This window comes from Cellulosimicrobium sp. G4 BAM 1002 (assembly GCF_057126935.1).
Genome location: NZ_CP182109.1, coordinates 3,979,775 through 4,004,249, shown reverse-complemented (window position 1 = coordinate 4,004,249; position 24,475 = coordinate 3,979,775). Strand labels below are relative to the sequence as shown.

The window sequence follows — 24,475 nt, the reverse complement described above, 5'->3', positions numbered from 1 at the left end:
GTCGCGTCAGGCGACCTGCGGGGCGCCGTCGGTGGCGATCTGCTCGAACACGCGCTGGTCGGCGGCGAACTGCGTGCCGGGGATGGGCCAGTGCACGACGATCTCCGTGATGCCGACCTCCGCGTACGCGAGCGCGGTCTCGACGAACGCGTCGACCGACTCCAGCGCGGGGTCGGGAGTGAACCCCGTGAGCAGGATCCGCTCGACGGTCGACGGGTCGCGCCCGGCGTCGTCGCACGCCACCTCGAGCCGGTCGACCTGGTCACGGACGGCGGCGCGGGACTGGGTAGGCGTCGCGTCGTCGCCGAGGTGCCCGTCGCCGGTCGTGACCCACGCCTGCCCGTAGCGCGCTGCGAGGCGCAGGCCGCGCGGGCCCGTCGCGGCGATCGCGAACGGCACGCGCGGGGACTGGACCGGCCCGGGGATGGTCCGGGCCTCGTGCGCGCGGTAGTGGCCGTCGTCGTGCGTGACCGCCGGCTCGGTGAGGAGCCGGTCGAGCAGGACGGTGAAGTCGGCCAGCCGGTCCGCTCGCTCACCCGGGGACCACGGCTCGCCGCCGAGCACCGTGGCGTCGAAGCCCGTCGTGCCGGCGCCGAGGCCGACGGTGATCCGCCCGCCCGACAGGTCGTCGAGCGTCATGACGTCCTTCGCGAACGTCACCGGCTCGCGGAAGTTGGGCGACGACACGAGGGTGCCCAGCCGCACGCGCTCCGTGACGCCGGCCGCAGCGGCCAGGGTCGGGACCGCCCCGAACCACGGCCCGTCGCGGAACGACCGCCACGACAGGTGGTCGTACGTGTACGCGGCATGGAAGCCGAGGTCGTCGGCGGAGCGCCACACCTCTTGGCCCTCGGCCCACGGGTAGATCGGCAGGATCACGGTGCTCACGCGCATGACAGCGACCCTACGACCCGGCGGCCGGACGGTGCGGCCCGACGCGACCACCTAAGGTGGCCGATGTGATCCAGCACACCGTCGCCTTCCGCCTCGTTCACCCCGCAGGCAGCGCCGAGGAGGCCGAGTTCCTCGGCACCGCGCGCCGCACGCTCACCGCGATCCCGGGCGTCCGGGACTTCACCGTGTCGCGTCAGGTGAGCGCGAAGAGCCCGCTGACGTTCCAGTTCTCCATGGTGTTCGACGACGACGCCGCGTACGCCGCGTACGACGCCCACCCCGACCACCGCGGGTTCGTCGCCGACCGTTGGGTGCCCGAGGTCGCCGAGTTCCAGGAGCTCGACCTCGTGCCGCTCGCAGACTGAGCGCTCGAGCCGCGACCACGGTTCTCTCTCGGCGGACCACGGTTCTACCTCGGCACCGGGAGCGGTGGTGCGGTGTGGCAGGGTGACGGCATGACCCAGATCGACCTGCGCATCTTCACCGAGCCCCAGCAGGGCGCCTCCTACGACGACCTCCTGGCCGTCGCCAAGGCGACCGAGGACCTCGGGTTCGACGCGTTCTTCCGCTCCGACCACTACCTCGTCATGGGCGACGGCGACGGGCTGCCCGGCCCGACCGACGCCTGGACGACCCTCGCCGGCCTGGCCCGCGAGACGAGCCGCATCCGGCTCGGCACGCTCGTGTCGTCGGCGACGTTCCGCCACCCCGGCGTGCTCGCGATCCAGGTCGCGCAGGTCGACCAGATGTCCGGCGGGCGCGTCGAGCTCGGCCTCGGCGCGGGCTGGTTCGCGCGCGAGCACGAGGCGTACGGCATCCCGTTCCCGGAGAAGCGGTTCGGGATCCTCGAGGAGCAGCTCGCGGTGATCACCGGGCTGTGGGAGACGCCGGTCGGGGAGACCTTCTCCTTCAGCGGCGAGCACTACGCGCTCAAGGACTCGCCCGCGCTGCCGAAGCCCGCCCAGGACCGGATCCCGGTGATCGTCGGCGGTCACGGCCCGCGCCGCACCCCGGCGCTCGCGGCCCGCTACGCGAGCGAGTTCAACGCGGCGTTCCCCGATCCCGGCGTGCTGCCCGACCGCTTCGAGAACGTGCGTGCCGCGTGCCTCGACGCCGACCGCGACCCTGACTCCCTCGTCTACTCGGCCGCGTACGTCGTGGCCGTCGGCAAGGACGAGGCCGAGTTCCGCCGTCGGGCCGACGCGATCGGCCGCGAGCCCGACGAGGTACGTCGCAACGGCCTCGCCGGGACCGTCGGCGAGGTGGCCGACAAGATCGCCGCGGCGGCCGAGCAGGGCGCGACCCGCTTCTACCTCCAGGTGCTCGACCTGCACGACCTCGACCACCTCGAGCTCATCGCGAGCGAGGTCGTGCCGCAGCTCCCCTGAGCGCCGCGACCTACCTACGGCGCGCCGGACGTCCACCTGTCGGACGCTCGGCGCGCCGTCGTCGTGAATTCTCCGTTTCCGCGCGTGAACGGGCTGTTTCCGGCGTGCGCGAGCCGCCGCGCGGGTGAGCGCTCCCGCGCGGCTCGGGCCCGCCGTCGGCCACCGCAGAACTGGTGCAGCGTCAACGATCCGAGCTCGTCACGGTGGGGCGGCGCCGCGAGGTTCTGCTCGTTCACGTTCACCGAGCCGGCCCGCAGCGACGCGGCACGAGCGGACGGACCACCCGTGACACCGACGCCGTGCCCGGCTACGTTCGCCCCAGACGACGAGGTGGCCCGCTCTTCCGGCGGGTCGCCTCGACCGTCTTCCGGGGCCCGACGGCCTCGGACCGCCGGCCGAACCGCCCCGCATCACGACCGCGCACCACGCATCACGACGCCGACGATGTCGCCGCACCCGGGCCAGGAGTCCCGGCGGGCGCCCGTCCGCCGGCCTCCCGCAACCCGTCGCTCGCTCCCCCCGAGATCCGCCAGGATCCCGAGCCCCGAGGACATGCGATGGCCGTCTCCGAGTTCGACCGCCTGGTCGTCACGCCCCGCCGCACGCAGTACGTGCGACCTGCACCGTTCGGCCCGCGCGCCGAGCCCGACCGCCCCACCGGCCCGCCGCGCGACGAGAACTCGGCCGCGCGCTCGCCGTCGCTCGTCATGATCATGCTGCTCGCGACGCTCGGCGTGGTCGCGTACGCGGTGTTCCTGCTCAACCCCGCCAACCGCGGCGACGCGCTCCCGTACGTCATGGTCATCACGGCGGAGTCGGTCCTCGTGGCCCAGGCGCTCCTCGCGATGTGGACCGTGCTGTCGAGCGGGCACGACCCCCGCGGCTTCTCGTTCCACCACGCGAAGGACCGCCTCTTCGACGTGCCCGAGATCATCCGCGACGGCGCCGAGGACGACCCGACCCGGTGGAACCTGTACCTCCACGACCAGCCGGTCACGGTCGACGTCCTCATCACGACGTACGGCGAGGACCTCGACACCATCGCGCGGACCGTGCGCGCCGCCGTCGCGATCCGCGGCACGCACCGCACGTGGGTGCTCGACGACGGCCGGTCCGACGACGTCCGCGACCTCGCCGCCCAGCTCGGCGCGCGCTACGTGCGCCGCCTGTCGAGCAACGGCGCGAAGGCCGGCAACGTCAACCACGCGCTCGCGATCGCGAAGGGCGACTACTTCGTCATCCTCGACGCCGACTTCGTCGCCCGGCCCGAGTTCCTCGTCGAGACCGTGCCCTTCTTCGTCAAGGACGACGTCGCGTTCGTCCAGACGCCGCAGACCTACGGCAACCTCGACAACCTCATCTCGCGCGGCGCCGGGTACATGCAGGCGGTGTTCTACCGGTTCGTCCAGCCGGGCCGGAATCGCTTCAACGCCGCGTTCTGCGTCGGCACCAACGTGATCTTCCGCCGTGCGGCGATCGACGACATCGGCGGCATGCACACCGACTCCAAGTCCGAGGACGTGTGGACGTCGCTCATGCTCCACGAGCGCGGCTGGAAGACCGTCTACATCCCCACGACGCTCGCCGTCGGCGACACCCCCGAGACCGTCGAGGCCTACACCAAGCAGCAGCTGCGCTGGGCCACGGGAGGGTTCGAGATCCTCTTCCAGCACAACCCGCTCAGCCCGCGCCGCAACCTCACGCTCGACCAGCGCCTGCAGTACACCGTGACGGCGACGCACTACCTCGCGGGGATCGCGCCGCTCGTCCTGCTGCTCGTCCCGCCGCTGCAGATCTACCTGGACCTGACCCCGATGAACCTCACGATCTCGTGGGGCACGTGGCTCCTGTACTACGCCGGGTTCTACGTCCTGCAGATCGCCATCGCGTTCTTCACGCTCGGCTCGTTCCGGTGGGAGGTGCTCATGCTCGCGTCCGTGTCGTTCCCCATCTACACGAGGGCGCTGTGGAACGCCCTCACCGGCAAGGAGCAGGCGTGGCACGTGACCGGGAGCACGGGGAAGGTCACCTCGCCGTTCAACTACATGATGCCGCAGGTGCTGTTCTTCGCGTTCCTGCTCGTCACGTCGGCGGTCGGCATCTGGAAGGGGTGGGGCGACCCGATGCCGAGCCTCGCGCTCGCGTGGAACGTCACGAACACGGTGATCCTCGGCGCGTTCGTCGTGACGGCGTTCCGGGAGTCGCGTGCTTCCCAGCGTGCTGCTCGTAGCGTCCGGCCGCCCCTCCTCGCCGCCTCGATGTCGGGCCACCCTGGCGGCGCGCGCGACGTGTCGGCCGCCCCTCACGTCACCGGAGGTGTCGCATGACCTGGTCGAACCGATTCCGACTCGTCGCAGGGCTGCTCGTGGTGCTGCTCGTGTGCGTCGCGCTGACGCTCGTCATGAACCGGAGGCTCAGCCAGGCGACGAGCTCCACCGCGACGATCCGGGCGGAGGTGCTCGACGTCGGCAGCGACTACGCGGGGACCGTCACGGCGGCGGAGATCGCCGAGGGCGACGAGGTCTCCGCCGGGGACCCGCTGGTCACGGTGAGCAGCCTGACGCTGCAGCACGACATCGCGCTCGGCCTCGTCACGGCGGACACCTCCGCGTACGAGGTGACGCCCGACGGGACGATCACGCTCGTCGCGCCGTACGACGGCGTCGTCACCGACGTCACGGCGCGAGAGGGCGGGTTCGTGCAGGCGGGCGAGGTGCTCGCCTCGCTGGAGCGCGCCGACTCGTTGTTCGTCGACGCCCGGCTCACGCTCGACCCGAGCGACTTCGCGCGCGTGCGGCAGGGAGCCGAGGTGACGGTCGTGCTGCCGAACCAGGCGGAGGTCGTGGGCGAGGTCGCGTCGATCTCCGTGCAGAACACCGCCAACCAGGCGGAGGCCACCGTGGAGATCACGAGCGACGGGCTGGAGCGCGGGACCGAGCACGGGCTCGTCGCGTCGGGAACCCCCGTGACGGCGAGCATCGAGCTCCACGACGACGGCGTGCTCGCCGGCGTCAACGAGACGTTCGGGCAGTTCCTGCGGAAGGTCGGGCTGTGAGGGCCGCGCCGGGCGCGGCGCTCGTCGTCGGGACGCTCCTGCTCACGGGGTGCAGCGTGTTCGGGTCGGACGCCGCACCCGGAGGGGCGGGTCCGTCCGAGGCGGGCGACGTCGTCGTGCACCCTGCGGCCGACCGGACGGGGGCCGCGCCCGACGTGGACCCGTCGATCCTGCCGCAGGAGTCGCTCAAGCCGATGCCGGCCACGCGCCTCGCGGACGGGCTCGTCCCGCCGACGAACCGCTGGTTCTCGGGCCTGGTCTTCGGCGACGAGCCGCTGCCGGTGTTCCCGCTGCCGCTCGCGTTCGGCGTCACCGACGGCGGGTTCGCGTTCGGGCTGCCCGACGTCGAGGTCACCGAGCAGTCGATCCTCGGCCCGTTCGTGCCGCAGGTCGGCGTGGACGTGGGGGCGGCGTCGTCCGTCGTGTCGGCGTACGATACGGCGTCGGTGACGCTCGACCTGCTCGACGGCGGGGGCGAGGTCGTGGGACGCGTCACCCTCGTCGAGGGATCGCCGGTGCTGCGCTACACGGCCGCCACCGACCAGACGGCCGCGCTCACGCAGGCGTTCACCGCCGACGACGGCCTCGCCGTCGCGGAGGCGGGCGGTCGCGAGTACGTGCTCGTCGGGCCGGGTGGTGCGGAGCCCGCCCTCGCTGACAGCGGTCGGGGGGTCACGCTCGCGGCGGACGAGTCCGTCGCGTGGTTCCCCGTGCCCGACGACGCCCCGGACGGTGCCGTCGCGACGCTCGCCGAGGCAGCGGCCACCCCGGTCACGGGCACGTCGCTCGCCTACGGCGTGGCGGACGACGCCGTGACCACGGCGATCACCTACGAGACTGGCGATGTGGCCGCGGCGGCGGGGACCGTCGTCGTGCGCCTGCCGCACCAGCAGGAGAGCGACGGCGCGACGTGCGACCTCGGCACCTACGCGACCGTGCGCGGGACCGTCGACGTGTGCACGGCGAGCACGCTCGCGTGGGCGAGCCCCGCCGTCGAGCCGGCCGGGACGCTGGACGTCACCGGCCTGGGGGAGGAGGCGAAGGCCGAGCTCCTGGAGCAGGTGCGGGCCGACGTCGCGGCCCTCGAGCCGCGCCCGTCCGACACCTACTTCGGCGGCAAGGCCCTCGCCCGGGACGCCAACCTGCTCACGCTCGCCGAGCAGCTCGGGCTCGACGACGTCGCAGCCCCGCTCCGCGAGGACCTCGCCGCCGCGCTGCGCGAGTGGGCCGAGCCCGACGGCTGCGAGGCGCGCGACGCGCGGTGCTTCGTCTACGACCCGGCGGTGCGCGGCGTCGTCGGGAGGACGCCGTCGTTCGGGTCGGACGAGTTCAACGACCACCACTTCCACTACGGCTACTTCCTCTACGCCGCGGGCGTGCTCGCGGCGGACGACCCGGCGCTGGCCGACGACCTCGCGCCCGTCCTCGACCTGCTCGCGGCGGACGTCGCGGCCGGAGCGGGCAGCGACGACTTCCCGGAGCTGCGTGCGTTCGACGCGTACGCCGGGCACTCGTGGGCATCGGGGTACTCGCCGTTCGCGGACGGGAACAACCAGGAGTCGGCGTCCGAGGCGGTGTCCGCATGGAACGGGCTCGCGCTGTGGGCGACGGCGTCCGGGAACGCGGACCTGGAGGGCCAGGCGCGGTGGCTGCTGTCCGCCGAGGCCGCGTCGGCGAGGGCCTACTGGACCGACTTCGACCGCGACGACCCCGCGCTCGAGGGGTTCGACCACACCGTGACGTCGCTCGTCTGGGGCGGCAAGCGTGACTGGGCGACGTGGTTCAGCCCGGAGCCGAGCGCGATGCTCGGGATCCTCGTGCTGCCCATGCACCCCGTTGCCGACTACCTCGCGGGCGACCCGGAGCGCATCCGCGCCAACCTCGCCGAGGCGCTCGCGGGGCCGCGCGAGGACGCGGCCTCGTGGGACGTGATGTTCGGCGACTACCTGCTCATGTACGCGGCGCTCGCGGGACCGGACGACGCGTCGTCGGCCCTGGAGGTCGCGCGTACCCTGCCCGACGAACGGATCGACGACGGCAGCACGCGCAGCTACCTCCTCGCGTGGCTCCTGACGCACGCGACGGGCTGACTCTCCTGCCGAACCCGGGGTTGTGTGCCAGCCGAGCTCTCCGCTGGTGCACAACCCCGGGTTCGGCGGGGCACTACCCTGCTCCGGGGGTCTTCACACGAACTTCACGGACAGGAGTGTCATGAGCGCCATCGGCTGGCGGGTGCACGGGAACGGCAAGACGGTCGCGCCGGGGGACGTCGTCGATCCCGACGAGCGGCTCAGCTGGCCGCGGACGATCGGTATCGGCATGCAGCACGTCGTCGCGATGTTCGGCGCGACGTTCCTCGTGCCGCTCATCACCGGGTTCTCGCCCGCGACGACGCTGTTCTTCTCCGCGATCGGCACGGTCGGGTTCCTGCTCATCACGCGCAACCGGCTCCCCAGCTACCTCGGGTCGAGCTTCGCGTTCATCGCACCGATCGGCGCCGCGACGGCGTCGCAGGGCCAGTCCGTGGCGGTCGGCGGGATCCTCGTGACCGGTCTCGTGCTCGCCGCCGTCGGTGCGGTCGTGCACTTCGCCGGCCCCCGGTGGATCGACGTCGTCATGCCGCCGATCGTCACGGGGACGATCGTCGCCCTCATCGGCTTCAACCTCGCGCCCGCGGCGTGGAACAACTACAAGGAGTTCCCTGTCACGGCGACGATCACCCTCGCGTCGATCATCCTCGTGACGGTCCTCTTCAAGGGCATCCTCGGGCGCCTGTCGATCCTCGTCGGCGTGGTCATCGGCTACGTGGTCGCGGCGATCCGGGGCGAGGTCTCGTTCGACGAGGTGCGCGACGCCGACTGGCTCGGGTTCCCCGAGTTCGTCACGCCGACGTTCGACGTCGCCGTGCTCGGCCTGTTCGTTCCCGTGGTCCTCGTGCTCATCGCGGAGAACGTCGGGCACGTGAAGTCGGTCGCCGCGATGACGGGCAAGAACCTCGACGACCTCACCGGCCGCGCGCTCTTCGCGGACGGCGTCGCGACGACGCTCGCGGGCGTCGGCGGCGGTTCCGGCACCACGACGTACGCCGAGAACATCGGCGTCATGGCCGCGACTCGTGTGTACTCCACGGCGGCGTACTGGGTCGCCGCCGCGACCGCGCTGATCCTGTCCCTCTCGCCCAAGTTCGGCGAGCTCATCGCGACCATCCCGGCGGGCGTGCTCGGCGGCGCGACGACCATGCTCTACGGCATGATCGGCGTCCTCGGTGTGCGCATCTGGGTGCAGAACAAGGTCGACTTCTCCGACCCCGTGAACCTCACGACCGCCGCCGTGCCGCTCGTCATCGGCATCGCGAACTTCACCTGGGTGATGGGCGACCTGACGTTCGAGGGCATCGCGCTCGGGACCGCCGCGGCGCTCGTGATCTACCACCTCATGCGCAACATCGCGCGGTGGCGCGGCACGAGCCAGGAGCCGGCCAGCCCGGCGTCGGCCCCGGGCGGCGACGAGCACGCGGTCCAGGACGCGCACTGACGACCCTTGGGTGCGGAACGCCTCGTACCGCGCGCCGAACCCGGGATTGGGCGGTAGAACACCCACCCCACTGCCCCCGGACCCCGGGTTCGGCGCGTCCGGTCACGCGGCCCGACGGCGCCCGGTGGCACCGAGCGCGCGGCGCACCGTCGTCGCCGACCTGCCCGGCACCCGCACGTCGACGGACGTGAACCGGAGCACGGCGGCGACGTCCGCCGTCGAGCCGCCAGCCGAGGTCCCCGCGTCGGTGCCGGCCGCTCGCCCCGACCACCGGGACCTGCAGGCCGTCGGGCGGGACGCCGCCGTCCGCGCAGTCGAGCCTGACCCACGTCTCGAGGGGTGACTCGGCGCGACCGTCGGCAAGCTCCCACCACTCGTGCGTCTGCGCGGCGCCTCGGCGACCTCGGGCGTGGTCGTGGGCGAGCGCGAGCCCGTCGGTGGTGAGCAGCCCCAGGTGGAGTGCCGAGTCCATCACCGACACCGCGTGGGGTCGGTCGAGCTCGGGGACGGCCTGCGCCAACGCCCACTCCGGGCTCGCGACGTACCGGTCGCCCACGCGCACGACCGTCATGCCGTCGTCGAACATGCGCAGGCGGAGACCGTCGCGAGACTCGAGAGCACGGCCGCCGGGGAGCGTCGCCTGAGGGACCACCCGCGCGGGCAGCCCGGCGATCCCCAGGAGCGCGAGCGCGCACGGTCCGACGGCGATCGCCTCGGGACCGAAGGCCAGCAGCGCGGCACTGGTCGGTGCTGACGAGACCCTCCTGACGATCGGCGATCAGCAGCAGGTCCTCGGGCACGGGAAGTCTGGGCGGCATGGGGGCATCCCACCGGCCACGCCGCCGTACCCGCACGGCGCGGTGGCGCCTCTGTGGACGAGCCTCGCCGACGGCTGGCCTGTGGACGGTCAGGATCGGCTCGGGCCGCGTCGTCGAACCCTGGATTCTGCGTCACCTCGGAGGCGTCGTGACGCGCAACCCCGGGTTCGGCGCCGCACCGGGCGGTGTGCGACGACCTAGAAGCGCAGGCCCAGCACCAGGCCCTCGACCACGTCGAGCGGCCGGAACCCGAGGTGCTCGTAGAAGCCGATCGCGGAGACGTTGTCCTCGGCGACGCCGAGGTGGACGCCCGGGACGCCGTCGGCGCGCAGCGCGTCGAATAGCGTGCCCAGCAGGCGCCGTCCGTTCCCCCCGCCCTGTGCGTCGGGCAGCAGATCGACGTGCAGGTGCGCGGGGTAGGCGCCGAGCACGGACGGGTCCGTGAGGTGCGGCTCGTGGATCTGCCGCACGAGCGCCTCGTCCCGCGAGCCCTCGGCGAAGCTGCCGAGCGGGTACCGGGCGCGCAGCGTCGGCCACCACTCGCGCTCGCAGCGCGCCTCGAACGACGCCGTGTCCCGGGCGCCCAGGACATAGCCCACCGCCGTGCCCGTCGTGCTGTCGGTACCGATCGCACCCCGGGTGACCCCGTCCTCGACGACGAATGCCAGGTCCGGCTCCAGGGCGAGATAGGCCCCGAGATAGACCTCCCCCAGGAGGCGCGGGTCGGTGTAGAGGGAGGTCGCGTCGGACCCGGAGGCGCCGGTCCGCAGGCAGATCTCGTAGAGACGGTCGACCTCGGTGGGGTCGGTGGTCCGCGCAGGCCGGATGGGCAGGGAAGTCATGGCTACCGTTCAGGTGTCGCAGGGCGGCTCGGCGGCGCCGAGCTCGAGCGCCGTCAGCCCTCTGCGGGCGGTACGGGCAGGGCGCGGGGGGTGATCTGCTCGACCGGCACGCACCCCGGGCGGCTCTCGAGGGGAACCTCGCCCGAGAGGCCGACGAGCTCCGGGTCGACGACGTCCTCGAAGTCCGCGCCCACGTAGAGGTCGACGGTCGCGTCCTGGCGCGCGTCCAGCACGAGCCCGGGGTCCGGGTAGTGCGCCGCGAGGGTGTAGGCGTGCGCTAGCCCGGCCGCCCCGAAGTGGATCTGGGTCGAGGACACGGAGTCGGGCTCGCCGTCGCCGTCCCCGTCGGGGGCGTTGCCGGTCGAGAGGACGGTGAAACCCCGCGACTCGAGGACGTCCTGGTTGAGCCGGCCCAGCGGTTCGCCCGTGCCGGACGCGTTGAAGACGTTGACCTGGACGTCCACGGCCGGGATCGGGAGCGTCCCCTCGGGCAGGCAGGGGACCTGGACGTCCGCGAGGTCGTCCGTGACCTCGGGCGACGAGAGCGGCCGGTTGAAGGGGGCGTCGACGGCGCCCGTGAAGATGGCCAGCGCGCCCAGCCCGACGACGGCCAACGCGGCGATGAGCAGCCCGAACACGACGGCCTGGCGCTCATGCATGCGCCGGCGGCGCACGGAGCGCGCGGCGTCCGGTCGGGTGGTCACGCCAGAAACCTACCCGACCCGGTGCTCATCGCACGGTCAGGACGCGGGCGTGCAGGATGGCTCTCTGCTGCAGCGCGGCGCGGACCGCGCGGTGCAGGCCGTCCTCGAGGTAGAGGACGCCCTCGAACTCGACGACGTGGGCGAACAGGTCGCCGTAGAACGTCGAGTCCTCCGCGAGGAGGGCGTCGAGGCTGAGCGTGCGCTTCGTCGTCACGAGCTCGTCGAGGCGCACCTGCCGCGGGGGCACCTCGGCCCAGTCCTTGGCGCTCACCTTGCCGTGGTCCGGGTAGGGGCGCCCGTCACCGACGGCCTTGAAGATCATGCGGCACATCCTAGGTGCCCGACGGCGCGCCTCGCCGCCCGAGCACGGGTGGTGGTCACGAGGTCGTCACGCCTTCCCCACGAGCGCTCCTCCGCCCCTCCGCGACGGTGGCCGCCGTCAGGATCCCGTCAACGCCGGCCGGGAGGACGTCAGGGTTCCGTCAGGACGCGCCCGCGCCGGCTCGCGACAGACGTAGAACGGCAGTACGTGCAGAGCCCGCACGTCGGCCGACGGCCCGGGAGACCGGACCCCGTGGCCGCCCGTCGTCGAGAAGGCGTCCTCACCATGGCCGACCTGGCCTACCTCTTCCTCACCGTGGCGTTCTTCGCCACGGTCGCGCTCGTCGCGCGTCGTCACGGCTCGTCGGGAGGCACCCGATGACGGCCCTGGACTGGGTCGCGCTCGTCGCGATCGTCGGCGTGCTCGGCTACCTGTTCGTCGCGCTGCTGCGCGGCGACCGGATCCGGTGACCGCCTCGTGAACGGAACAGATCCCGTCGTGGTGTGGACCGCCGTCGGGCAGATCGTGCTGCTCGTGGCCGTCCTCGTGGCCGTCCACCTGCCCCTCGGCGCGTACATGGCCCGCGTCTACACGTCGCCGAAGCACCTGCGGGTCGAGCGTGCCGGGTACCGGGTCGCACGCGTCGACCCCGACGCCGAGCAGACCTGGAGCACCTACCTGCTCTCGCTCCTCGGCTTCTCGCTCGCGTCCCTCCTGCTGCTGTACGGCCTCGGCCGCCTGCAGGAGCACCTGCCCCTCGACCTCGGGTTCACCGGCATCGACCCCGCGGGGGCATGGAACTCCGCCGTCTCGTTCGTGACGAACACGAACTGGCAGTGGTACTCGGGCGAGGCCGCGGCCGGCCACCTGCTCCAGATGGCGGGCTTCGCCGTCCAGAACTTCGTCTCCGCGGCCGTCGGCATGTCCGTCGCGATCGCGCTCGTGCGTGGGTTCTCCCGCTCGGGCACCGACGCGCGGATCGGCAACTTCTGGTCCGACCTCACGCGGTCCGTCGTCCGCATCCTCCTGCCGATGGCGTTCGTCGCCGCCGTGGTCCTCGTGGCGAACGGCGTGATCCAGAACCTCGACCCGCACACCGCCGTCGAGACGCTCGCGGGCGGCACGCAGCACGTCCTAGGCGGGCCGGTCGCGTCCCAGGAGGCGATCAAGGAGCTCGGCACCAACGGCGGCGGGTTCTTCAACGCGAACTCGGCGCACCCGTTCGAGAACCCGAACCCGTTCACCAACCTGTTCGAGATCTTCCTGCTGCTCGTCATCCCGTTCACGCTGCCGCGCACGTTCGGCCTCATGGTCGGCGACCGCCGCCAGGGTTGGGCGATCCTCGGCGCGATGAGCGGCCTGTTCGCGATCGCGCTCACGCTCGTGACGTGGGCAGAGCTCGCCGGTCCCGGCGCTGCACCCCAGGCCGCGGGAGCGGCCATGGAGGGCAAGGAGACACGGTTCGGCCTCGCGGCCAGCGCGCTCTTCGCGACCGCCACGACCGGCACCTCGACCGGGGCGGTGAACTCCATGCACGACTCGCTCACCGCGCCGGGCGGGGGAGTCGTCCTGTTCAACATGCTCCTCGGCGAGATCGCGCCGGGCGGCGTCGGCGCCGGGCTCTACGGCATGCTCGTGCTCGCGATCGTCGCCGTGTTCGTCGCGGGCCTCATGGTCGGGCGCACCCCCGAGTACCTCGGCAAGAAGATCGGGCGGCAGGAGATCACGCTCGTCGCGCTCTACATCCTCACGACGCCGACCGTCGTCCTCGTCGGCACCGCGCTCTCCGTCGTGCTGCCCGCCGGTCTCGCCGGCCAGCAGGAGGGCGGACCCCACGGCCTGTCCGAGGTGCTCTACGCCTTCGCGTCCGCCGGGAACAACAACGGCTCCGCGTTCGGCGGCCTCACCACCGGTACGCCGTACTACGACACGCTGCTCGGCCTCGCGATGCTCGTCGGCCGGTTCGTGCCGATCGCGCTCGTGCTCGCTCTCGCGGGCCGGCTCGCGTCGCAGAAGGCCGTCCCGGCCTCCGCCGGCACGCTCCCGACCCACCAGCCGCTGTTCGTCGGCCTGCTGGGAACGGTCGCCCTGGTCGTCGTCGGCCTCACCTTCATCCCCGTCCTGTCGCTCGGTCCCGTCGTGGAGTCCTTGTCATGAGCAGTTCCCGTCCCGAGTCCGGTCCCTCGTCGCCTGAGCCGCTGGTCGCGCCCGGAGAGGCGCTCACCTCCGCGGCCGCCTCCCCGGGAGGGGCGCCGGGTCTACCATCCGCGCCTTCGGTCGGAACCCCCTTACGTTCGCAAGCTCACTCCGGCGGCTCCCTCGACCAGGCCCAGCCACGTACCCGGCGCCCCTCCCGGTCCGGCGGCGGCTCGTCCGTCACCGTCGCCGGTGCGGGTGCCGTGCCCGACGGCGGTGGGCGGCCGGGCGGTGCCGCGCCCGACGGCGGTGGGCGGCCCGCGCGGGCGCTCACCGGGGCGCAGGTGCGTGCGGCTCTGCCGTCCGCGCTGCGCAAGCTCGACCCGCGCGAGCTGTACCGGTCGCCGGTGCTGTTCGTCGTCGAGCTCGGTGCCGTCGCGACGACGGCGCTCGCGATCGCCGAGCCGTCCGCGTTCGCGTGGTGGATCACGGCCTGGCTGTGGGCGACGGTGCTGTTCGCGACGCTCGCCGAGTCGGTCGCGGAGGCCCGCGGCAAGGCGCAGGCGTCGAGCCTGCGCGCGACGCAGAAGAGCACGACCGCGCGCAAGGTCGACGCGCCCGTCGCCACGCTCGCGAGCGGCACCGGCCTGCACCTGCTGCCCACGGTCGACGTGCCGTCGTCGCGGCTCGCGGTCGGGGACGTCGTCGTGGTCGAGGCCGGGGAGACGATCCCCGGCGACGGCGACGTCATCGAGGGCGTCGCATCGGTCGACGAGTCCGCGATCACGGGCGAGTCCGCCCCGGTGATCCGCGAGTCCGGCGGCGACCGCTCCGCCGTGACGGGCGGGACGACCGTGCTGTCCGACCGGATCGTCGTGCGCATCACGGCGCCTGCGGGGCACACGTTCGTCGACCGGATGATCGCGCTCGTCGAGGGCAGCGAGCGCCAGCGCACGCCGAACGAGATCGCGCTGAACATCCTCCTCACGTCGCTGACGATCGTGTTCGTCCTGGCCGTCGCGACGCTCCAGCCGTTCGCCGCGTACTCGGGCGCGAAGCAGTCCCTCGTCGTGCTCGTCGCGCTGCTGGTGTGCCTCATCCCGACGACGATCGGGGCGCTCCTGTCCGCGATCGGCATCGCCGGCATGGACCGGCTCGTGCGGCGCAACGTGCTCGCGATGTCGGGCCGGGCCGTCGAGGCGGCGGGCGACGTCGACGTGCTGCTGCTCGACAAGACGGGCACGATCACGCACGGCAACCGGTTCGCGACCGAGCTGCTGCCGGTCGGCCACGTGAGCGGTGCCGAGCTCGTCGACGCCGCACGCCTCGCCTCGCTCGCGGACGAGACCCCGGAGGGGCGCAGCATCGTCGACCTCGTCGACTCGATGCGCACCGGCGACGACCTCGCGCTCGACCGGGAGCCGTCGGGCGCGCAGGCCATCCCGTTCACCGCGCAGACGCGCATGTCGGGGGTCGACCTCCCGCTCGCGGGCGGCGGCACGCGGCGCCTGCGCAAGGGTGCCGGCTCGGCCGTGCAGCGCTGGGTGCACTCGTCGGGCGGGACCACGACCGGCCCCGAGGCGGACGAGCTCGCGGCGCACGTGGAGACCGTGAGCGGGCAGGGCGGGACGCCGCTCGTCGTCGCCGAGCAGGTGGGCGACGGTCCGGCCCGGGTGCTGGGCGTCGTCCGGCTCAAGGACGTCGTCAAGGAGGGCCTGCGCGAGCGGTTCGACCAGCTCCGCGCGATGGGCATCCGCAGCGTCATGGTGACGGGCGACAACGCGATCACCGCGCGCGCGATCGCCGCGGAGGCGGGCGTCGACGACGTCCTCGCGGAGGCGACGCCCGAGGACAAGCTCGCGCTCATCCGGCGCGAGCAGGAGGGGGGCCGCCTCGTCGCGATGGCCGGCGACGGCACGAACGACGCGCCCGCGCTCGCGCAGGCCGACGTCGGGGTCGCGATGAACACCGGGACGACCGCCGCGAAGGAGGCGGGGAACATGGTCGACCTCGACTCGAACCCCACCAAGCTCCTCGAGATCGTCGAGATCGGCAAGCAGCTCCTCATCACGCGCGGCGCCCTCACGACGTTCTCGGTGGCGAACGACGTCGCGAAGTACTTCGCGATCCTGCCCGCCATGTTCGTCGGGGTCTTCCCGGCCCTGGACGTGCTCAACGTCATGCGGCTGTCGAGCCCCGAGTCGGCGATCCTCTCCGCGGTCATCTTCAACGCGCTGGTCATCGTCGCGCTCGTCCCGCTCGCGCTGCGTGGCGTGCGGTACCGCCCGTCGTCCGCCTCCGCGCTCCTGCAGCGCAACCTCCTGATCTACGGGATCGGTGGGCTGGTCGCGCCGTTCGTCGGCATCAAGCTCATCGACCTCGTCGTCTCGCTCGTCCCGGGCCTGTGACCCGGGTGCCGAAAGGAACTCCAGTGCACGACTCCACCTCCCCGGCCCGCGGCACCCGCGGGCCCCGGCCGTCGGCCGCCGGCGGCACAGTCTCCTTCGTGCGGCAGTCGTGGGCGGGCCTGCGCGTCCTGCTCCTGATGACCGTCCTGCTCGGCGCCCTGTACCCGCTCGCCGTCATGGGCGTGGGGCAGGCGGTCTTCGCGTGGCAGGCGAACGGCTCGCTCGTCCGCGCCGACGGGACGCACGCCCGGTCCATCACGGACACGGGGGCCGACGGCGCGCGGGTCGCCGGCTCCGCGATCGTCGGACAGGCGTTCGGCGAGCCGGGAACGGCGCCCGAGTGGTTCCACGGACGCCCGTCGGCCGCGGGGGACGGCTACGACACCCTCGCGTCGGCCGGGTCGAACCTCGGCCCGAACAACCCTGACCTCGTCGCCGCGATCGAGGAGCGTCGCGCAGCGGTGGCCGCCGAGGACGGCGTGTACCCGGCCGACGTCCCGGCCGACGCGCTCACGGCCTCGGCCTCCGGTCTCGACCCGCACGTCTCGCCCGCCTACGCCGCCCAGCAGGTCGAGCGGGTCGCGGCCGCGCGCGGTCTCGACCCGGAGGCGGTGCGCGCCCTCGTCACCGAGCACGCCGCCGGACCGGTGCTCGGCGTGCTCGGCGACGAGCGCGTGAACGTCCTCGCGCTCAACCTCGCGCTCGAGCGGCTGGCGCCGTCGGGCGGCGCGCGGTGACCGGCCCGACGACCTGCCCGACACCTCGGACGCGTCCCGACGCGCGGCGTGATGGACTGCGCACATGAGTGCGGACGAGGCGCGGCGCCGGGGGAGGCTCACGGTCTACCTCGGCGCCGCACCGGGGGTCGGCAAGACGTTCGCGATGCTCGACGAGGCCCACCGGCGCCGGTCGCGCGGGACGGACGTCGTCGTCGGCCTCGTCGAGACGCACGGCCGGGCCGCGACCGCCGCCAAGATCGGCGACCTCGAGGTCGTCCCGCGCCGCGTCGTCGGGCACCGCGGGGTCGAGCTCACCGAGGTGGACGTCGACGCGGTCCTCGCACGACGCCCCGACGTCGCGCTCGTCGACGAGCTCGCGCACACGAACGCGCCCGGCTCGCGCCACCCCAAGCGCTGGCAGGACGTCCACGACCTGCTCGACGCCGGGGTCGACGTCGTCACGACCGTCAACGTCCAGCACCTCGAGTCGCTCACGGAGGACGTCGAGGCGGTCACGGGCGTGCGGCAGCGCGAGACCGTGCCCGACCACGTGGTGCGCGAGGCCGACCAGATCCAGCTCGTCGACCTGTCGCCCCAGGCGCTGCGGCGCCGCCTCGCGCACGGGAACGTGTACCGCGCCGAGCAGGTCGACGCGTCCCTGTCGTCGTACTTCCGCGAAGGCAACCTCACGGCGCTGCGCGAGTTCGCGCTCCTGTGGCTCGCCGACCGCGTCGACGACGCCCTCACGCGCTACCGCTCGGAGCACGCGATCTCCGGCACGTGGCCGGTGCGCGAGCGCGTCGTCGTCGCGGTCACCGGCGGGCCGGAGGCGGCGACCCTGCTGCGACGGGGCGCGCGCATCGCCGAGCGGGCCGCCGGGTCGGAGCTCCTCGCGGTCCACGTCCTCGCGACGGACGGCCTGCCCACGGCCTCGCCGGCGGCGCTCGCGGCCGACCGCGAGCTCGCCGAGTCCCTCGGCGGGACGTTCCACACGGTGGTCGGCGAGGACGTCCCGACCGCCGTCGTCGACTTCGCGCACGGCGTCAACGCGACGATGGTCGTCGTCGGCGTGTCCCGGCACTCGCGCTGGCGCGAGGCGCTGCTCGGGTCCACGAGCGCCGAGATCGCGCGCCTCGCCGGGACGCTCGACGTCCACCTCGTGACGCACGAGCGGGCGCGGGCCGGGCGCGTCTCGCGCCGCGCGATCAGCCCGCTGTCGGCCCGACGGCGCATCGCGGGCTGGGCGGTCGCGGTCGTCGTGCCGGCGCTGCTCACCGCGTTGTTCGCCGTCTCGGGCGAGCTCGTCGGGCTGCCGACGCAGATGCTCCTGTTCCTCGCGCTGACCGTGGGCGTCGCCCTCGTGGGCGGGATGTGGCCCGCGCTCGCGTGCGCCGTGGTGTCGTTCGTCTGCATCAACTGGTTCTTCACCCCGCCCACCGGCATGCTCACCGTGGCCGACCCGGAGAACCTGCTCGCGCTGCTGCTGTTCGTCCTGGTCGCCGCGGCCGTCGCGTCGGTCGTGGACCTCTCCGCGCGGCGTTCCGTCCAGGCGGCACGGGCACGCGCCGAGGCGTCGACGCTCGCCGCCCTGTCGCGCTCGGTGCTCTCGGGCGAGGACACCGCGGCCGCGGTCGTGTCGCGCCTGGCCGAGACGTTCTCGCTGCGCCACGTCACGCTCGAGGAGCGCCGCCGCACGGGGAGCGGTGCGGGGAGCGGCGCGGCGGTCGGCGGCTGGTCGGTCGTCGCCGAGACCGGGCGACCGGGCGAGAGCGACGAGCCCCCGGAGGCGCGCACCCTCGTCCGGGTCGACGACGACCGCCGGCTCGTGCTCGTCGGGCGCCCGCTCGCGGCAGGAGACCGCCAGGTGCTCGACGCGTTCGGGGCGCAGGCGGGGATCGTGCTCGAGTACCGGCGCCTGCGCGAGCAGGCGGCACGTGCCGCCGTGCTCGCCGAGGCGGACGCGACCCGGACGGCGCTCCTCGCGGCGGTCTCGCACGACCTGCGGACGCCGCTCGCCGCCATCCGGACGGCGGTCGACGGGCTGCGGTCGCCGGACGTCGAGCTCGACCCCGAGGACGAGGCGGCGCTCGTCGAGACGGTCGCGGCGTCGACCGGCCGGCTCGAGCAGCTCATCGACAACCTGCTCGACCTGTCGCGCCTCCAGACCGGCGCGGTGGTTCCGGTCCTGCGCGCGGTCTCCCTCGACGAGGTCGTGCCCTTCGCGGTCGAGCCCGTGGCGGACCACGTGGACCTGGCGGTGCCCGACGACCTCCCGCTCGTGCGGACGGACCCGGGTCTGCTGGAACGCGTCGTGGCGAACGTCGTCGCGAACGCCGCGCGCTTCTCGCCGCACGACGTGCGGATCGCGGCCGCTGCGACGCGCGACGGGGTCGAGCTCCGCGTCGTCGACCGCGGGCCCGGTCTCGACGACGACGCGAAGGCGCTGATGTTCGAGCCGTTCCAGCGCCTCGGTGACGTGAGCGGCGGCGGCGTCGGGCTGGGGCTCGCGGTCGCGCAGGGGTTCGCGCGAGCGGTCGGCGCGACCCTCGTCCCCGAGGACACGCCGGGTGGTGGCCTGACGATGGTCGTGACGGTCCCGGCAGCGAGCACGACGCCGGACGACGAGGAGGCCGGGCGCGCACCGGCGGAGGAGGAGACGCGATGAGCCCGGACCACGGGACGGAGGGCAACCGCGTGCTCGTCGTCGACGACGACCCGGGGCTCCTGCGCGCCATGGCGATCACGCTGCGCGTGCACGGGTGGGACGTCACGACGGCCGCGACCGGGCGCGAGGGGATCGACGCCGCCGCGTCCGCGCACCCGGACGTCGTGCTGCTCGACCTCGGGCTGCCCGACGTCGGCGGGCTGGAGGTGCTCACCGCGATCCGTGGGTGGAGCCGCGTCCCGGTGATCGTCCTGTCGGCGCGCCAGCTCGGCGACGACAAGGTCGACGCCCTCGACGCTGGCGCCGACGACTACGTGACGAAGCCGTTCGCGATGCCCGAGCTCATGGCCCGCCTCCGCGCCGCCGTGCGCCGCGCCGCGCACGAGCCCGGCGCGGACGAGCCCGTCGTCGAGGCCGGGGACCTGCGTGTCGACCTCGCGCGCCGCGAGGTGAGCCGGCACGGCGACGTCGTGCGCCTCACCCCGACGGAGTGGGCGCTGCTCGAGCTGCTCGTCCGGTACCGCGGCCGGGTCGTCAGCCGCGAGCAGATGCTGCGCGAGGTGTGGGGCCCGACGGCGACGCGGGACACCCACTACCTGCGCGTGTACGTCGCGCAGCTGCGGCGCAAGCTCGAGGACGACCCGGCGACGCCGCGCCACCTCCTCACGACCCCGGGCATGGGCTACCGCTTCGAGACCTGAACGTCCACGGCGTCGACGAGGCGCTCGAGCTCGCGCACGACGTCGCGCGGCAGCGCCCGTGGGAACAGGAGCGCTCGCTGCCGCTCGCCCGCACGCCACCCGTCGCACGCGAGCGCCGCGAGGACGAGCGACGACGGCGCCTCCTCCTCGCGGTAGGCCCGCACCACCAGGTCGTGGGTGCCGTGCTGCCCCGCCGGGACGTCCTCGCGCGCCACCCCGGCCAGCGCGTACAGGCGCAGCAGCGTCGCGGCCTTGCGCGAGTCGTCGAGCGCCGCGACCGACGCCGCGACCGCAGCCCGCGAAGGATCGAGCCGGAGCGGGGACAGGTCGTCGAACCCCGACTGCAGGACCTCGCGCGCGACGTCGTCCACGAGCGTCTCCGCATCGCCGAACATCGACAGCAACGTGGACTCGCTGCGGTCGCAGCACCGCGCCACCGCTGCCAGCGTGACGTTCTCGACACCCTCCTCGAGCGAGACCCGCAGGACCGCGTCCACGAGAGGGCGCTCGTCGTCACGGAACGGGTCCTCGTCGAGCTCGACGTCACGGAAGACGACGGCGTTCGCGGCCGGACGCACGTCCGCATACCGCGTCAGGTCGCCGAGCAGCGCGTCCCACTCGTCCTCGCCCAAGTGGTAGGCATCCTGGTAGAGACCGAGCCACACTCCCTCCAGCACGAGCGCCGCGACCCACGTGCGCGGGTCGGCGACGTCCGTGGCGCTCGTCGGGATCGCCCCGACCCACTCGCGCAACGTGACCCTGGCCGCGCGCGTCGCGTCGCTCCGGTCGGGCGTGGACATGACCTCACCTCCGTGTTCGGGACCGAGTCCCGAGCCTAACCGCGCACCACGTCGAACCCGCGGGCGAGACCGCGGCCACCGCGAGGTAGAACGCTGGTCTGCCGAGGTAGAACCCTGGTCCGCCGAAGTAGAACCGTGGTCGCGCGAGGTAGAACCATGGTCGTGTCCGACGGCGCGTGGTCGGCTTGGGTGTCGGGGTGGGTGGGGGCGCCGCGTCTTCCATCCGCCGCTCGTTCCTCGCGGCTCCCGCCAGGCCCGACCACGACGCGGCGCCCCCACCCACCCCTCCGGCGTCGTCCCACCCAGGTCGGTGCTCACCCGGGCACGACCCCGGTGTCGTGCCGAGCATGTCGTTGCGGCTCGTCCTGGGCGCCTGACGGGCAACAACCGCATGCTCGACCGGTCGGGACCGCATGGTCGCCACGAGCCCAGGCGCGCACCACCTCGCCCCAGCATGCGCGATCCGTCGCCGTCGCCGTCGCCGTCGCCGGACCACGGTTCTACTTCGGCCGACCGGAGTTCGACTTCGTGCGACCAGGGTTGTACCTCGGCGGACCGGGGTTCTACCTCGCGTAACCACGGTTCTACGTCGGCGGGCCTCGCTGCGTGCCTGCCCGAGGTGAGGTGGTGGCTGAGCGGGTGGGGCGGCGTCGGATGCGAAGGGCGTCAAGGCCGCGCTCCCAAGACCCACGCCCGACGGACCAGGGTGACGGCGCGGACAGCCCGAGCACCGACGTCGCGCCGCCCGCGGACCCGACCACAACCAGCCCAACCAGCGCGAGCACCGGCGCCGCCCCGCACGCGACCACGGACCGCGCGACCCGGCCCGAGCGCCGCCCCGGAACCGACCACGGACCGCCGGACTCGGGCCGGGCTTCACGGGCGGGGGACGTCGCGCCTCCGGAAGCCGGCGAGACCTGCGGTGACGAGCGCCACGGCGATCACGGTGAGCCAGACGAACGGCCAGGGCTCGACCTCCGTCCCCGGGAGCTGGGGCACGTGCCAGAACGGGGAGACCGCGCGCGCGGTGTCGGGCAGGTCGAGCAGGGCACCGAACATCGTCACGACGAACGAGTACGCGAGCAGCGCCCACGCGAGCCCGGCGAGCCCTGGCCGCCACCCGAACGCGGCGACCGCGACACCCGTGACGACGGCGATCGCGGGAAGGTACGCGAACGAGGCGCTGAGGTAGTCGACGAGGCCGAACGTGTCCTCGCCGACGCTCAGGGCTCCGAGCCACAGCCCGAGCGCGCTCGCCGCGAGGAGCACGGCTGTCCCGAGCAGCGTCACGACGAGCTGTCCGCCGTACCACCGGAGCCGTCCCAGGCCGGTCGCGAGGACGGGCTCCAGCCGCCCCGCGGTCTCCTCGCCGCGCGCCCGCTGGGCCGACGCGACAGCGAACCCGCACGCCCCCAGCCCGAGGAACAGGGCCATGATGGCGACGAAACCGCTCGTCAGGTCGGTCGGGTCGCCGAGCATCGCGGCGACGTCGGGGTTCTCGGCGACCATGTCGCCCACGGAGTCGACGAACGTCCCGCACGCGAGCGCGGTGACGCCCACGCCGACGCCCCACGCGAGCACCGACGCTCGCTGCTGACGCCACGCGAGGGCGAGCGGGCCGGCGAGCCAGGCCGCGGCGTCCGGGCGGCCGGCCCGCGGCGGGACGAGCCCGGCGCCGAGGTCGCGCTTCGCCGCGAGGGCGGCACCGAGGACGAGGAGCAGCACGACGAGCGCGAGGGAGAGGCCGAGCGGCCACCAGCGCAGGTCGACGAACGCCCGGATCTGCTGCGCCCAGCCGATGGGGGAGAGCCACGAGACCCAGCTGCCGTGCTCGGTCTGCACGTCGCCGATCGCGCGGAGCAGGAAGGCGATGCCGAGGAACGCCAGCGCGAGACCGCTCGCGGCGCGTGCGTGCTCGGTGACCTGGCTCGTCACCACGGCGACCGCCGCGAACACGAGCCCCGTCACGCCCACGGCCGCACCGAGGGCGAACGAGTCGACGGCGTCGAGGCCGGTCGCGACGAGGACGAGCCCCGTGGCCAGCATGATCGCCGCATTCGCGACCAGCGCCGCGACGAACGCCGCGGTGGCGGGGGCGTGCCGTCCGACGACCCCCGCCCGCACGAGCTCGGCGCGACCGGTCTCCTCCTCGGCGCGCGTGTGCCGCACGACGAGGTAGATGCTCATGATCGCGACGGCGATCATCACGGTGAGCGCCATCTCGTTCGCGATCATCGCGCCGAGCGTGTAGTCCTCGATCCCGTACTGGGGCCCCGAAAGCATGATCCCGGCGGGGCTGGAGACGAGCGCCGCTCGCGCCTGCCGGTCGGCCGCGGTGGGGTAGAGGGCGTCGAGCGCCACGGCCGCGTACCCGAAGAGGAGGGCGACCGACGCCGTCCAGACGGGGATGCGCACGCGGTCGCGGCGCAGGACGAACCGCAGCAGGGTGGGCCAGCCGGTCGCAGCGCGGCCGCGTCGCCCCGGTTCCGGGACACCCGGGTCGGCGTGCCTGCCCGGGCGGGTGCCCGTCGTCGTGCTCACAGCGCACCTGCCCCGTCGAGGACGGCGAGCTCGTCGCCGTAGTGGCGCAGGAACAGCTCCTCGAGCGAGGGCGGGTTGATCGCGACGGAGCGCAGCCCGAGATCGGTGAGCGCGCGCAGGACGCCCTCGACGTGGTCGTTGTCGACGTCGAACCGGGCGCGCGTCCCGTCGCTGCCGGGCTCGACGACGAGGTCGTGCACGCCCTCGAGGCGGTCGAGCGCGGACGGGTCGCGGTCGGTCGCCGCGGTGACCGACGAGCGCGTGAGGTGCCGCAGCTCGGAGAGCGTCCCGGACTGCACCGTGCGCCCCGCGCGGATGATCGTCACGGTGTCGCAGAGCTTCTCCACCTCGGCGAGGATGTGGCTCGAGAGGAGGACGGACCGGCCCTCCGCGGTGACCTCGCGCACGCACTGCGTGAACACCGACTCCATGAGCGGGTCGAGCCCGGAGGTCGGCTCGTCGAGGACGAGGAGCTCGACGTCGGACGCGAGCGCCGCGACCAGCGCGACCTTCTGCCGGTTCCCCTTGGAGTACGTGCGGGCCTTCTTGGACGGGTCGAGCTCGAACCGCTCGAGCAGCACCTTCTTGCGCGCGGGGTCGACGCTGCCGCGCAGGCGCGTGAGCAGGTCGATCGCCTCGCCGCCGGTGAGGTTCGGCCAGAGGTTCACGTCGCCAGGCACGTAGGCGAGACGGCGGTGCAGGTCGACCGCGTCGTGCCACGGGTCGCCGCCGAGGAGGCGGACCGTGCCCGAGTCGGCGCGCAGCAGCCCGAGCAGGACGCGGATGGTCGTGGACTTGCCCGCGCCGTTGGGCCCGAGGAAGCCCGCGACCTCGCCGGTGCGGACGGTGAGGTCGAGGCCGTCGAGCGCGTGGACGGCGCCGAAGGACTTGTGGAGGTCGCGGATCTCGACGGCGGGTGCGTCGGTCCGGGTGGAGCTGGTGGTCATC

The 24,475-nt window shown here is 73.5% G+C and carries 19 protein-coding genes; 12 read left to right on the top strand and 7 right to left on the bottom strand.

All coding sequences use genetic code 11. The features are described from left to right. Window positions 1-6 precede the first annotated feature (6 nt). The gene (locus ACMXGY_RS17790) at window positions 7-894 is read right to left on the bottom strand and encodes an LLM class flavin-dependent oxidoreductase (RefSeq protein ID WP_483774296.1); all 888 of its coding nucleotides are present in this window, start codon (window positions 892-894) and stop codon (window positions 7-9) included. Window positions 895-959: 65 nt separating this feature from the next. Here ACMXGY_RS17790 and ACMXGY_RS17785 point away from each other — a divergent pair, with 65 nt between their 5' ends. From ACMXGY_RS17785 to ACMXGY_RS17760, 6 genes are all read left to right on the top strand, one after another. Then, a complete protein-coding gene (locus ACMXGY_RS17785; protein WP_253054032.1) occupies window positions 960-1,259 on the top strand; it encodes a Dabb family protein in 300 nt (99 codons plus the stop codon). A gap of 99 nt (window positions 1,260-1,358) precedes the next feature. Further along, on the top strand, window positions 1,359-2,282 hold the full coding sequence (locus ACMXGY_RS17780; RefSeq protein WP_483776897.1) for an LLM class F420-dependent oxidoreductase: 924 nt from the start codon (window positions 1,359-1,361) through the stop codon (window positions 2,280-2,282). Window positions 2,283-2,839: 557 nt separating this feature from the next. Continuing rightward, the gene (locus ACMXGY_RS17775) at window positions 2,840-4,609 is read left to right on the top strand and encodes a glycosyltransferase family 2 protein (RefSeq protein ID WP_483774295.1); all 1,770 of its coding nucleotides are present in this window, start codon (window positions 2,840-2,842) and stop codon (window positions 4,607-4,609) included. Beyond that, window positions 4,606-5,337, top strand: coding sequence for an efflux RND transporter periplasmic adaptor subunit (locus ACMXGY_RS17770; protein ID WP_483774294.1), 732 nt, complete (start codon window positions 4,606-4,608; stop codon window positions 5,335-5,337). Before ACMXGY_RS17775 ends, ACMXGY_RS17770 begins: the two co-directional genes overlap by 4 nt. After that, complete coding sequence (locus ACMXGY_RS17765; protein WP_483774293.1) at window positions 5,334-7,427, top strand: glycosyl hydrolase; 2,094 nt, start codon at window positions 5,334-5,336, stop codon at window positions 7,425-7,427. Before ACMXGY_RS17770 ends, ACMXGY_RS17765 begins: the two co-directional genes overlap by 4 nt. A gap of 121 nt (window positions 7,428-7,548) precedes the next feature. After that, on the top strand, window positions 7,549-8,871 hold the full coding sequence (locus ACMXGY_RS17760) for a uracil-xanthine permease family protein (protein ID WP_483774292.1): 1,323 nt from the start codon (window positions 7,549-7,551) through the stop codon (window positions 8,869-8,871). A 1,015-nt stretch (window positions 8,872-9,886) separates the two neighbouring features. Here ACMXGY_RS17760 and ACMXGY_RS17755 read toward each other — a convergent pair. The 3 genes from ACMXGY_RS17755 to ACMXGY_RS17745 are packed head-to-tail and all read right to left on the bottom strand — an operon-like array spanning window position 9,887 to window position 11,557. Beyond that, complete coding sequence (locus ACMXGY_RS17755; RefSeq protein ID WP_483774291.1) at window positions 9,887-10,531, bottom strand: GNAT family N-acetyltransferase; 645 nt, start codon at window positions 10,529-10,531, stop codon at window positions 9,887-9,889. 53 nt (window positions 10,532-10,584) lie between these two features. Further along, the gene (locus ACMXGY_RS17750) at window positions 10,585-11,235 is read right to left on the bottom strand and encodes a LytR C-terminal domain-containing protein (RefSeq protein WP_483774290.1); all 651 of its coding nucleotides are present in this window, start codon (window positions 11,233-11,235) and stop codon (window positions 10,585-10,587) included. 25 nt (window positions 11,236-11,260) lie between these two features. Beyond that, a complete protein-coding gene (locus tag ACMXGY_RS17745) occupies window positions 11,261-11,557 on the bottom strand; it encodes a type II toxin-antitoxin system VapB family antitoxin (RefSeq protein WP_483774289.1) in 297 nt (98 codons plus the stop codon). 377 nt (window positions 11,558-11,934) lie between these two features. Between ACMXGY_RS17745 and ACMXGY_RS17740 the strand changes: the two genes are divergently transcribed. The 6 genes from ACMXGY_RS17740 (at window position 11,935) to ACMXGY_RS17715 (ending at window position 20,186) form a co-directional block, all read left to right on the top strand. Next, a complete protein-coding gene (locus ACMXGY_RS17740; protein ID WP_483774288.1) occupies window positions 11,935-12,027 on the top strand; it encodes a potassium-transporting ATPase subunit F in 93 nt (30 codons plus the stop codon). A gap of 28 nt (window positions 12,028-12,055) precedes the next feature. Further along, complete coding sequence (gene kdpA, locus ACMXGY_RS17735) at window positions 12,056-13,714, top strand: potassium-transporting ATPase subunit KdpA (protein ID WP_483776896.1); 1,659 nt, start codon at window positions 12,056-12,058, stop codon at window positions 13,712-13,714. Window positions 13,715-13,956: 242 nt separating this feature from the next. Further along, window positions 13,957-16,101, top strand: a complete 2,145-nt coding sequence (kdpB, locus tag ACMXGY_RS17730) for a potassium-transporting ATPase subunit KdpB (protein WP_483774287.1) — start codon at window positions 13,957-13,959, stop codon at window positions 16,099-16,101. Window positions 16,102-16,199: 98 nt separating this feature from the next. Further along, window positions 16,200-16,838 (top strand): K(+)-transporting ATPase subunit C, encoded by a 639-nt coding sequence (kdpC, locus tag ACMXGY_RS17725; protein ID WP_483774286.1) that lies wholly within the window; start codon window positions 16,200-16,202, stop codon window positions 16,836-16,838. 64 nt (window positions 16,839-16,902) lie between these two features. Next, on the top strand, window positions 16,903-19,485 hold the full coding sequence (locus ACMXGY_RS17720; RefSeq protein ID WP_483774285.1) for a DUF4118 domain-containing protein: 2,583 nt from the start codon (window positions 16,903-16,905) through the stop codon (window positions 19,483-19,485). Then, a complete protein-coding gene (locus ACMXGY_RS17715) occupies window positions 19,482-20,186 on the top strand; it encodes a response regulator (RefSeq protein ID WP_483774284.1) in 705 nt (234 codons plus the stop codon). Before ACMXGY_RS17720 ends, ACMXGY_RS17715 begins: the two co-directional genes overlap by 4 nt. Here the strand turns inward: ACMXGY_RS17715 and ACMXGY_RS17710 are convergent. The 3 genes from ACMXGY_RS17710 to ACMXGY_RS17700 all read right to left on the bottom strand — a co-directional run bounded on the left by ACMXGY_RS17710 (window position 20,168) and on the right by ACMXGY_RS17700 (window position 24,474). After that, window positions 20,168-20,986: a hypothetical protein gene (locus tag ACMXGY_RS17710; protein ID WP_483774283.1), complete on the bottom strand. Its 819-nt coding sequence runs from the start codon at window positions 20,984-20,986 to the stop codon at window positions 20,168-20,170. The two genes, ACMXGY_RS17715 and ACMXGY_RS17710, sit on opposite strands and share 19 nt — an antisense overlap. Window positions 20,987-21,862: 876 nt before the next feature. After that, window positions 21,863-23,527 (bottom strand): ABC transporter permease, encoded by a 1,665-nt coding sequence (locus ACMXGY_RS17705; RefSeq protein WP_483774282.1) that lies wholly within the window; start codon window positions 23,525-23,527, stop codon window positions 21,863-21,865. After that, window positions 23,524-24,474: an ABC transporter ATP-binding protein gene (locus tag ACMXGY_RS17700; RefSeq protein WP_483774281.1), complete on the bottom strand. Its 951-nt coding sequence runs from the start codon at window positions 24,472-24,474 to the stop codon at window positions 23,524-23,526. The genes ACMXGY_RS17705 and ACMXGY_RS17700 overlap by 4 nt, the downstream gene beginning before the upstream one ends. Window position 24,475: the final 1 nt, after the last annotated feature.